At 49.1% G+C, this 10942-nt stretch carries 11 protein-coding genes, 1 pseudogene and 1 other annotated feature; of the genes and pseudogenes, 5 read left to right on the top strand and 7 right to left on the bottom strand.

The annotated features are described in order from the left end of the window. Positions 1 to 378, bottom strand: a 378-nt coding sequence (gene yfiR / locus EA14781_RS19835) for a regulatory sequestration protein YfiR (protein WP_042336103.1), incomplete at its 3' end; no start/stop codon positions are given. Positions 379 to 517: 139 nt separating this feature from the next. After that, positions 518 to 882 (bottom strand): annotated as a pseudogene (locus EA14781_RS19830) (DUF2799 domain-containing protein). A gap of 210 nt (positions 883 to 1092) precedes the next feature. Here EA14781_RS19830 and aroF point away from each other — a divergent pair. Further along, complete coding sequence (gene aroF, locus EA14781_RS19825; protein ID WP_001168029.1) at positions 1093 to 2163, top strand: 3-deoxy-7-phosphoheptulonate synthase AroF; 1071 nt, start codon at positions 1093 to 1095, stop codon at positions 2161 to 2163. Between the two features lie 10 nt (positions 2164 to 2173). Next, positions 2174 to 3295 (top strand): bifunctional chorismate mutase/prephenate dehydrogenase, encoded by a 1122-nt coding sequence (gene tyrA, locus EA14781_RS19820; protein WP_000225200.1) that lies wholly within the window; start codon positions 2174 to 2176, stop codon positions 3293 to 3295. A 42-nt stretch (positions 3296 to 3337) separates the two neighbouring features. Here tyrA and pheA read toward each other — a convergent pair whose 3' ends face one another. From pheA to bamD, 4 genes are all read right to left on the bottom strand, one after another. Beyond that, positions 3338 to 4498, bottom strand: a complete 1161-nt coding sequence (gene pheA, locus EA14781_RS19815) for a bifunctional chorismate mutase/prephenate dehydratase (protein WP_000200141.1) — start codon at positions 4496 to 4498, stop codon at positions 3338 to 3340. Positions 4499 to 4520: 22 nt separating this feature from the next. Continuing rightward, positions 4521 to 4644, bottom strand: a sequence feature (Phe leader region). Beyond that, positions 4596 to 4643: a pheA operon leader peptide PheL gene (pheL, locus tag EA14781_RS25025; RefSeq protein ID WP_001386991.1), complete on the bottom strand. Its 48-nt coding sequence runs from the start codon at positions 4641 to 4643 to the stop codon at positions 4596 to 4598. (Overlaps the previous feature by 48 nt.) Before the next feature lie 102 nt (positions 4645 to 4746). Further along, positions 4747 to 5088 carry a ribosome-associated translation inhibitor RaiA gene (gene raiA / locus EA14781_RS19810; protein ID WP_000178456.1) on the bottom strand — a complete coding sequence of 114 codons (342 nt, stop codon included), beginning with the start codon at positions 5086 to 5088 and terminating at the stop codon, positions 4747 to 4749. 270 nt (positions 5089 to 5358) lie between these two features. Continuing rightward, on the bottom strand, positions 5359 to 6096 hold the full coding sequence (gene bamD, locus EA14781_RS19800) for an outer membrane protein assembly factor BamD (RefSeq protein WP_000197669.1): 738 nt from the start codon (positions 6094 to 6096) through the stop codon (positions 5359 to 5361). A gap of 134 nt (positions 6097 to 6230) precedes the next feature. Between bamD and rluD the strand changes: the two genes are divergently transcribed. The 3 genes from rluD to clpB all read left to right on the top strand — a co-directional run bounded on the left by rluD (position 6231) and on the right by clpB (position 10642). Then, positions 6231 to 7211, top strand: a complete 981-nt coding sequence (rluD, locus tag EA14781_RS19795; protein WP_000079088.1) for a 23S rRNA pseudouridine(1911/1915/1917) synthase RluD — start codon at positions 6231 to 6233, stop codon at positions 7209 to 7211. Further along, on the top strand, positions 7208 to 7939 hold the full coding sequence (yfiH, locus tag EA14781_RS19790) for a purine nucleoside phosphorylase YfiH (protein ID WP_001037497.1): 732 nt from the start codon (positions 7208 to 7210) through the stop codon (positions 7937 to 7939). The genes rluD and yfiH overlap by 4 nt, the downstream gene beginning before the upstream one ends. 129 nt (positions 7940 to 8068) lie before the next feature. Continuing rightward, positions 8069 to 10642 (top strand): ATP-dependent chaperone ClpB, encoded by a 2574-nt coding sequence (gene clpB / locus EA14781_RS19785; RefSeq protein ID WP_002461515.1) that lies wholly within the window; start codon positions 8069 to 8071, stop codon positions 10640 to 10642. A 102-nt stretch (positions 10643 to 10744) separates the two neighbouring features. Here clpB and EA14781_RS25510 read toward each other — a convergent pair. After that, the coding region (locus EA14781_RS25510) for a hypothetical protein (RefSeq protein WP_218186747.1) at positions 10745 to 10942 on the bottom strand (198 nt) is incomplete at its 5' end.

The following is a 10942-nucleotide window of genomic DNA, read 5'->3' as shown; positions in this document are numbered from 1 at the left end:
CACCGTGTTTTGTTCAGCAATTAATAATAACGCCCTGGATGGATATTGATCGATTAATTCCATTTGAAATGTTGGAGATTCACTGCCGAAATAAAAGCCATTACAGCTTGAACTTAACGCATCTTGTTTGGTGTTAATGATGACGGGCTGATAGGGTAAAGACGTCGCACTATGCTCTTGCAAAGCCGCGCTAAAACGTGAAGATGAAAAAATACATAACCTTGGCTGACCAGACAGCCCAGGCCAGCGAGTATAGCTGACGATGCCGGAGACCATCAAACGTACATTTTTTGCAACGTCAGTAATCTCCTGAGCGAATACTGACTCTCCTGTCTGGAGGAGGGTAAGCAGCAAGATTATTCGGTGAGAAAAGCGCATTCAGGATTCCTCACCATCTTCGCTCGAAAAATTTTTTCAGATACTTAATAAAATATCATTCTTTTAGGCGAGCGTCATTACGGTGAGAATTAAAATTACTTGAGCTAAATCTCATGGTTAATTTTTTTTGAAATTTAATTTAATTCAGACGCATTGTGCTGGCGTTTTCGTTTGCTCTTTTTGCCATACTTCATGTAGTTGGCTGGCATTTTCCACTGTGTCGCAACTTGCAGGAAAGCTTTTACCGGAAAGCCCTCTGGCGTAGGTAAAATCAGGTTGGCAAGTTTTTCTTTGCCCTTCAGCATATCCTTTAAGGTATAGACCGCGATCCGCCTGTGAATCGCTAAATGCATCGTCATCTTTTATGGCGCTGCCCGATATTGCATCTTCCATACCAACATCATACCAGTCGGTGCTAGTCAAGGTTGGCGCGTGAGTATAAGGATCAATCTGACATCCGCTAACCAGTAAAACCAACAAGGAGGCGATAAACTTTTTCATCATTTCTTTCTCCTTTTTCAAAGCATAGTGGATTGTTTTCAAAGATAGTGTAAATTTATTTATACATAAACAAGAGTAAAAAAGCGCGAATAAATTGCTTGTGTAAAGAGATGCGTACGAAGTATGGATTGAAAACTTTACTTTTTGTGTTATCGTTACGTCATCCTCGCTGAGGAGCAATTATCGCAAACGAGCATAAACAGGATCGCCATCATGCAAAAAGACGCGCTGAACAACGTACACATTACCGACGAACAGATTCTGATGACCCCGGAGCAGTTAAAGGCTGCTTTCCCATTAAGTCTGCAACAAGAAACCCGGATTGCCCAATCGCGTAAGACCATTTCAGATATCATCGCCGGGCGCGATCCTCGTCTGCTGGTGGTGTGTGGACCTTGCTCCATCCATGATCCTGAAGCGGCTCTGGAATATGCTCGTCGATTTAAAGCCCTTGCCGCAGAGGTCAGCGATAGCCTCTATCTGGTGATGCGCGTCTATTTTGAAAAACCCCGTACCACTGTCGGCTGGAAAGGGTTGATCAATGATCCTCATATGGATGGCTCTTTTGACGTAGAAGCCGGGCTGCAAATTGCGCGTAAATTGCTGCTTGAACTGGTGAATATGGGGCTGCCGCTGGCGACGGAAGCGTTAGATCCAAATAGCCCGCAATATCTGGGCGATCTGTTTAGCTGGTCGGCAATTGGCGCCCGTACTACGGAATCGCAAACGCACCGTGAAATGGCATCTGGGTTGTCCATGCCGGTTGGTTTTAAAAATGGCACCGATGGCAGTCTGGCAACGGCAATTAACGCCATGCGTGCTGCTGCTCAGCCGCATCGTTTTGTCGGTATTAACCAGGCTGGGCAGGTTGCGTTGTTGCAAACGCAGGGTAATCCAGATGGGCATGTGATCCTGCGCGGTGGTAAAGCGCCGAACTATAGCCCTGCGGATGTTGCGCAATGTGAAAAAGAGATGGAACAGGCGGGACTGCGCCCGTCGCTGATGGTAGATTGCAGCCACGGTAATTCCAATAAAGATTATCGCCGTCAGCCTGCGGTGGCAGAGTCTGTGGTTGCTCAAATCAAAGATGGTAATCGTTCTATTATTGGTCTCATGATCGAAAGCAACATCCACGAGGGGAATCAATCTTCCGAGCAGCCTCGCAGTGAAATGGAGTACGGCGTATCCGTTACTGATGCCTGCATTAGCTGGGAAATGACCGATGCCTTGCTGCGTGAAATTCATCATGATCTCAACGGGCAACTGACGGCGCGTGTAGTTTAAGAGGTTTATTATGGTTGCTGAATTGACCGCGTTACGCGATCAAATTGATGAAGTAGATAAAGCGCTGTTGAATTTATTAGCGAAGCGCCTTGAACTGGTCGCCGAAGTTGGCGAGGTGAAAAGTCGCTTCGGGCTGCCTATTTATGTTCCAGAGCGTGAGGCATCCATGCTGGCCTCGCGTCGGGCAGAAGCGGAAGCTCTTGGCGTGCCGCCGGATTTGATTGAAGACATTCTGCGTCGAGTGATGCGTGAGTCCTATTCCAGTGAGAACGATAAAGGTTTTAAAACGCTTTGTCCGTCACTGCGTCCGGTGGTTATTGTTGGAGGCGGCGGTCAGATGGGGCGTTTGTTCGAGAAGATGCTGACTCTCTCTGGTTATCAGGTGCGGATTCTGGAACAGCATGATTGGGCGCGGGCAACAGAGATTGTGGCAGATGCTGGAATGGTGATTGTCAGCGTACCGATTCATGTTACTGAACAGGTTATCGCGAAACTGCCACCGCTACCTCATGATTGTATACTGGTCGATCTGGCATCAGTGAAAAATGGACCATTACAGGCCATGCTGGCGGCGCATGATGGTCCGGTGTTGGGACTACACCCGATGTTCGGCCCGGACAGCGGCAGTCTGGCGAAGCAGGTTGTCGTCTGGTGTGATGGTCGCCAGCCGGAAGCGTATCAATGGTTTCTGGAGCAAATGCAGGTTTGGGGCGCGCGGTTACACCGGATTAGTGCTGTCGAGCACGATCAGAATATGGCGTTTATCCAGGCACTGCGCCACTTTGCTACTTTTGCCTATGGCCTGCATCTGGCAGAAGAAAATGTTCAGCTTGAGCAGCTTCTGGCGCTCTCGTCTCCTATTTATCGTCTTGAGTTAGCGATGGTTGGGCGACTGTTTGCTCAGGATCCGCAACTTTATGCGGATATTATTATGTCATCGGAACGTAATCTGGCGTTGATCAAACGTTACTATAAGCGTTTTGGTGAGGCGATTGAGTTGCTGGAGAAGGGGGATAATCAGGCGTTTATCGACAGTTTCCGCAAGGTAGAGCACTGGTTCGGCGATTACGCTCAACGCTTCCAGAGTGAAAGCCGCGTATTATTGCGTCAGGCGAACGACAGCCGCCAGTAATAATCCTGTACCGGATGATTTATATCATCCGGCATTTTTTCATCAGGTTGGATCAACAGGCACTACGTTCTCACTTGGGTAACAGCCCAATACCTTCATTGAACGGGTGATTTCCCCTAACTCTTTCAATGCTTTTTTCATTTCCACGGATTCGAGATTGGCCTGAATATCCAGATAAAACATCTCTTCCCACGGATTACCGTGAATCGGGCGTGATTCCAGACGGGTCATAATTAAATTGTGGTTACGCAGCACCAGCAACGCTTCTACCAGTGCACCAGCTTGTTGCCCCGTCGCCATTAACAGTGTGGTTTTTGCAGGAACCTGGTCAGATACGTTAATGGCTTTACGTGCCAGCACCACAAACCGGGTGAAGTTTTGTCGCTGGTTTGCCTCAATTCGCTCCAGTACCTGTAAGCCGTATAACGTGCCGCCAGCTTCGCTCCCCAGCGCAGCGACATGTGGTGATTTTGCCTGTGCGACTTTTTCCATTGCGGCGGATGTGCTTTCGGTATATTCGATTTTCCAGTGTGGATAACGATTAAGGAATTTACTGCATTGCTGAAATGGCTGTGGGTGGCTGTAGACCGTGTTGATGGTGGATAAATCAGTCGTACCGGAAACCAGCAGACAATGGTCGATGGTCAGCGTCATCTCGCCAACAATTGATAAGCTGGTATGTTGCAACAGATCGTAAACGTCGTTTATCGCCCCGGAGCTGGTATTTTCAATCGGCACTACCGCATAGTCAGCCTGACCGGTTTCGACCTGGTTAAAAATATCGGCAAATTTGGCGCAGCCGCTCTCAATGAATTGCTCAAAGTGACGGGCCGCATACTGGCGTGCCGCAAGATGGGAATAAGAGCCTTTCGGACCGAGAAAAGCAATACGTGCTGAGTGTGGATTAATTTTATTGAGATGTTGCTGGAGCAGTGCCTGCTGGGTCAGTACGGAATCTTCGATGATGAGCTGGAACAGGCGAGTAATGTAATGGGCATCGAGATGGTGCGTTTTACCGAGCGTAATTAATCTTTCCAGCAAATCGCGCTCACGATCGATATCACGTACCGGGCGATGAGACAGCAATTTGGCTTTGCCTACCTCAACGGCCAACTCACGTCGCTCTGCCAGTAACGTCAGTAATTTTTCATCCAGCGCACTGATTTTTTCACGCAGCGCCAGTAATGGGTTTTCCGATGTCATAGTGTTGCCTTTTTTGTTATCAATAAAAAAGGCCTCCGGTTTGGGAGGCCTTATTGTTCGTTTTCGCATTCTGTTTCACACGACGAAATGCCTCCGTTCAGGGGAAGGTAAAAAAGAATGCGAAGAAGAACGGAGTATGTTTCATGTTTGTTTCCTTAAGCGGCTTCAGTACAGTATCCGTACTGTTTTCACGCTGTCAACAAAAAACGCGCCCGGAGGCGCGTTGGCGATACACTCAATATAAAGGACTACTCTTCTTCAACTTCTTCGACGAAGTTGGCGTCTTTCACCGATGTTGCGGCACGACGTGCTTCGCCTTTGTGCTGCAGTTTATTGAGCTGCCGTTCCAGCTTGTTGATCAATTCGTTAATGGCGGTGTACATATCTTCATGTTTGCCACTGGCGACCAGAACGCCGTTAGGTGTATTGATAGTGGCATCAGCAACGAACCCTTGTGGCTCCTTAGACAGAATGATATGTGGATTAATCAGATGTGTTTGCCATTTTTCCAGTTTGGCGAGACGGTCTGCGACATGTTGGCGGATGGCCGGAGTAATTTCCATTTGTTTGCTGGTAATGTTCATTGTCATAAATTTTACCTCTTGTCTTCCCGTCTTGGTAAATTCAGCATACCGTTCCTGATGTCAAAATGTGTGATGAAAATCTCATAATTTTGTCACTTTTTGTCAACGAAGCTTTTTTGTGAGAAATCGCAGGAAGAGGTGTTTTTTTACTTGAGGAATATCTCAAAGCAGGCCATATTTGATGGGATCGGTCACGACTAAATCGCTTCAGTTGCTGACTTTTCTGCATAAAAAATGGCAGCCCAGCGGCTGCCATTTTGCGCTTATAAAGCTTGTTTATGTGTTGCTGCTGTTAGCAGCGATAATTTTCGCTACTTTTTCTGCCTGCGCATTCATCTGCATTTGGCGGTAAGCATTTTCCATCAGAGGCAGTGCATCACGCGTAGCCTGGGTGTCAGGGTAGTCACGTAACATGCCTTCGACGCGGTTAACAACGGCAACCCATGCGCCACGTTCGGTGTAGTACTCCGCAACGGAATATTCATATTTTGCCAGACGATCTTTCAGGAACACCAGACGTTTGGTGGCGTCAGTGGTGTACTGGCTATTTGGATAACCGCGCACCAGTTTGGAAAAGTCATTAAACGCAGCTCTTGCATGTTGAGGATCGCGATCGCTACGGTCAACGCCAAAGAACCCTTGCAGCGCACTGTCATCCAGCGCCATATTGGTCAGGCCACGCATGTACATGACATAATCAATATTTGGATGCGTCGGGTTGAGGCGAATAAAACGATCGATGGCGGCCTGTGCTAACGGCAGATCGGCGTTTTTATAGTAGGCGTAGATGAGATCCAACTGCACCTGCTGTGAATACGGACCAAACGGATAGCGATTATCTAACGCTTCCAGTTGCGTTATTGCCTGTCTCCAGTTACCGTCCTGCAGCTTTTGTTGCGCAGTCGCGTAAATTTCATTTGGTGGATTATCAGGTACTTCTTCCTTTGAACCCGAGCAACCCGCCAAAAACAGGCTTAATGTGGCGGCTGCCACCAGATATTTCATGCGCGTCATGACGTTTTGACTTTCCTCAAAATGTATTACGGGAGATTCTCTGTTCCTGCTCCCGGTTAAGACCAGCTACAATAGCACACTATATTAAACGGCAAAGCCGTAAAACCCCAACGATAAACGAAGAAGCAGTATATATGGCACAACGAGTACAGCTCACTGCAACGGTGTCCGAAAAACAACTCGGTCAACGCTTAGATCAAGCTTTGGCTGAAATGTTCCCGGATTATTCACGTTCGCGAATAAAAGAATGGATCCTCGACCAGCGTGTGCTGGTTAACGGCAAAGTTTGTGATAAGCCGAAAGAAAAAGTGTTGGGTGGTGAACAGGTGGCCATCAACGCTGAGATTGAAGAGGAAGCGCGTTTTGAACCGCAGGATATCCCGCTGGATATCGTTTATGAAGATGAAGATATCATCGTCATTAATAAACCGCGCGACCTGGTGGTACATCCTGGCGCGGGTAACCCGGATGGCACGGTACTGAATGCGTTGCTTCATTATTATCCGCCCATTGTCGATGTACCGCGTGCGGGCATTGTCCATCGTCTGGATAAAGACACCACTGGGCTGATGGTTGTGGCAAAAAACGTTCCGGCTCAGACGCGTTTAGTCGAATCTTTGCAACGGCGTGAAATTACTCGTGAGTATGAAGCGGTGGCAATTGGTCATATGACCGCTGGCGGTACAGTAGATGAACCAATCAGCCGCCACCCGACCAAACGTACTCACATGGCGGTGCATCCCATGGGTAAACCGGCGGTCACTCACTATCGCATCATGGAACACTTCCGTGTGCACACGCGTCTGCGGTTGCGTCTGGAAACTGGACGTACGCACCAGATCCGCGTGCATATGGCGCATATCACTCATCCGCTGGTGGGCGATCCGGTTTATGGTGGCCGTCCGCGTCCGCCAAAAGGTGCTTCGGAAGCGTTTATCTCCACGCTGCGTAAGTTTGACCGCCAGGCGCTTCATGCAACTATGTTGCGTCTTTACCATCCGATCTCCGGCATCGAAATGGAATGGCATGCGCCTATCCCACAAGATATGGTGGAACTGGTTGAGGCGATGCGTGCGGATTTTGAAGAACATAAGGACGAAGTGGACTGGTTATGAATAAGCTGATTGTCCCGCAGTGGCCGCAGCCAAAAGGTGTTGCTGCCTGTAGCTCTACCCGTATCGGCGGCGTGAGCTTGCCGCCTTACGACTCGCTTAACCTCGGTGCCCATTGTGGTGATAACCTGGAGCACGTTGAGGAGAATCGCAAACGGCTTTTTGCTGCGGGACATTTGCCTTCAAAACCGGTCTGGCTTGAACAGGTGCATGGCAAAGACGTGCTCAGACTGACTGGCGAAACCTATGCGTCCAAACGGGCAGATGCGTCTTATAGTAATACTCCCGGCACGGTTTGTGCCGTGATGACTGCCGATTGCCTGCCAGTGCTGTTTTGCAATCGTGCGGGAACGGAAGTCGCTGCCGCCCATGCAGGCTGGCGTGGACTGTGCGCTGGCGTACTGGAAGAGACGGTTTCCTGTTTTGCTGATAAACCCGAAAATATTCTCGCCTGGTTAGGGCCGGCAATTGGTCCACGCGCGTTTGAAGTGGGGCCGGAAGTTCGGGAGGCGTTTATGACAGTTGATGCCAACGCGAGTGAAGCTTTTATTCAGCGTGGTGATAAATATCTGGCGGATATTTATCAGCTTGCCCGGCAGCGTCTGGCGGGCGTTGGTGTTGAGCAAATTTTTGGCGGTGACCGTTGTACATATACGGAAAATGAGACTTTCTTCTCTTATCGTCGCGACAAGATCACGGGCCGTATGGCAAGTTTCATTTGGCTGATATAACCTAAAGAATCAAGACGATCCGGTACGCGTGATTTTCTTTTCACATTAATCTGGTCAATAACCTTGAATAATTGAGGGATGACCTCATTTAATCTCCAGTAGCAACTTTGATCCGTTATGGGAGGAGTTATGCGTCTGGATCGTCTTACTAATAAATTCCAGCTTGCTCTTGCCGATGCCCAATCACTTGCTCTCGGGCACGACAACCAATTCATCGAACCACTTCATTTAATGAGCGCCCTGCTGAATCAGGAAGGGGGATCGGTTAGTCCTTTATTAACATCAGCCGGCATCAATGCTGGTCAGTTGCGCACAGATATCAATCAGGCATTAAATCGTTTACCGCAGGTTGAAGGTACAGGTGGCGATGTCCAGCCATCACAGGATCTGGTGCGCGTTCTTAATCTTTGCGACAAGCTGGCGCAAAAACGTGGTGACAACTTTATCTCGTCAGAACTGTTTGTTCTGGCGGCACTTGAGTCTCGCGGCACGCTGGCCGATATCCTGAAAGCAGCAGGAGCGACCACCGCCAACATTACTCAAGCGATTGAACAAATGCGTGGAGGTGAAAGCGTGAACGATCAAGGTGCTGAAGACCAACGTCAGGCTTTGAAAAAATACACCATTGACCTCACCGAACGTGCCGAACAGGGCAAACTCGATCCGGTGATTGGTCGTGATGAAGAAATTCGCCGTACCATTCAGGTACTGCAACGTCGTACTAAAAATAACCCGGTACTGATTGGTGAACCTGGTGTTGGTAAAACTGCGATTGTTGAAGGGCTGGCGCAGCGTATTATCAATGGCGAAGTGCCTGAAGGGTTAAAAGGTCGCCGCGTACTGGCCCTGGATATGGGGGCGCTGGTGGCCGGGGCGAAATATCGCGGTGAGTTTGAAGAACGTTTAAAAGGCGTGCTTAACGATCTCGCCAAACAGGAAGGCAATGTCATCCTGTTTATCGACGAATTACATACCATGGTTGGCGCAGGTAAAGCCGATGGCGCAATGGATGCCGGGAACATGCTGAAACCGGCGCTGGCTCGTGGTGAGTTGCACTGTGTAGGCGCCACGACGCTGGACGAATATCGCCAGTACATAGAAAAAGATGCTGCATTAGAACGTCGCTTCCAGAAAGTGTTTGTTGCCGAGCCAACAGTGGAAGACACCATCGCGATTCTGCGTGGTCTGAAAGAACGTTACGAACTGCACCACCATGTACAAATTACTGACCCGGCGATTGTTGCGGCAGCTACGCTGTCTCATCGCTACATTGCTGACCGTCAGTTGCCGGATAAAGCTATCGACCTGATCGATGAGGCGGCATCCAGCATTCGTATGCAGATTGACTCAAAACCGGAAGAGCTTGACCGACTCGATCGTCGTATTATTCAGCTCAAACTGGAACAACAGGCGTTAATGAAAGAGTCTGATGAAGCCAGTAAAAAACGCCTGGATATGCTCAACGAAGAACTGAGTGACAAAGAGCGCCAGTACTCTGAGTTAGAAGAAGAGTGGAAAGCAGAGAAAGCGTCGCTCTCTGGTACGCAGACCATTAAAGCAGAACTGGAGCAGGCGAAAATCGCCATTGAACAGGCGCGCCGTGTGGGTGATCTGGCTCGGATGTCTGAACTGCAATACGGCAAAATCCCGGAGCTGGAAAAACAACTGGAAGCCGCAACGCAGCTCGAAGGCAAAACTATGCGTCTGTTGCGTAATAAAGTGACTGATGCTGAAATCGCTGAAGTGCTGGCCCGTTGGACGGGTATTCCTGTTTCTCGCATGATGGAAAGTGAGCGCGAAAAACTGCTGCGTATGGAGCAAGAACTGCACCATCGCGTTATTGGTCAGAACGAAGCGGTTGATGCGGTATCTAACGCCATTCGTCGTAGCCGCGCAGGGCTTGCTGATCCGAATCGCCCGATTGGTTCATTCCTGTTCCTCGGCCCAACGGGTGTGGGTAAAACCGAACTCTGTAAGGCGCTGGCGAACTTTATGTTCGATAGCGACGAGGCGATGATCCGTATTGACATGTCCGAGTTTATGGAAAAACACTCGGTGTCTCGTCTGGTTGGTGCTCCTCCGGGATATGTGGGCTATGAAGAAGGTGGCTACCTGACTGAAGCGGTGCGTCGCCGTCCGTATTCCGTCATCCTACTAGATGAAGTGGAAAAAGCGCACCCGGATGTCTTCAACATTCTGTTGCAGGTACTGGATGATGGGCGTCTGACTGATGGGCAGGGGAGAACGGTCGACTTCCGTAATACGGTCGTCATTATGACCTCTAACCTCGGTTCTGATCTGATTCAGGAGCGTTTTGGCGAACTGGATTATGCGCACATGAAAGAGCTGGTGCTGGGAGTGGTTAGTCACAACTTCCGCCCGGAATTCATTAACCGTATTGATGAAGTGGTGGTCTTCCATCCGTTGGGTGAACAACATATCGCTTCGATTGCGCAGATTCAGTTGAAACGTCTGTACAAACGTCTGGAAGAGCGTGGTTATGAAATCCACATTTCTGACGAGGCGCTGAAACTGTTGAGCGAGAACGGTTATGATCCGGTCTATGGCGCGCGTCCTCTGAAACGTGCAATCCAGCAGCAGATCGAAAACCCGTTGGCACAGCAAATACTGTCTGGTGAATTGGTTCCGGGTAAAGTCATTCGCCTGGAGGTTAATGAAAACCGGATTGTCGCCGTCCAGTAAATGATAAAACGAGCCCTTCGGGGCTCGTTTTTGTCTATAAGTTAGACGGGAAAGACCATATTCAGGATGTTTTGCCTGAAAAGTAAGCGATTGATAAAGTTTTTATATTTTTCGCTTGTCAGGCCGGAATAACTCCATATAATGCGCCACCACTGACACGGAACAACGGCAAACACGCCGCCGGGTCAGCAGGATTCTCCTGAGAATCCTGACAGAGAAAAGCAAAAAATGCTTGACTCTGTAGCGGGAAAGCGTATTATGCACACCCCGCGCCGCTGAGAAAAAGCGAAGCGGCACTGA

Source organism: Escherichia albertii NBRC 107761 = DSM 17582, assembly GCF_000759775.1.
GTDB classification, from domain to species: Bacteria; Pseudomonadota; Gammaproteobacteria; order Enterobacterales; family Enterobacteriaceae; genus Escherichia; species Escherichia albertii.
The sequence above is the reverse complement of the archived record's forward strand: the minus strand, read 5'-3'. Positions and strand labels throughout refer to the sequence as shown.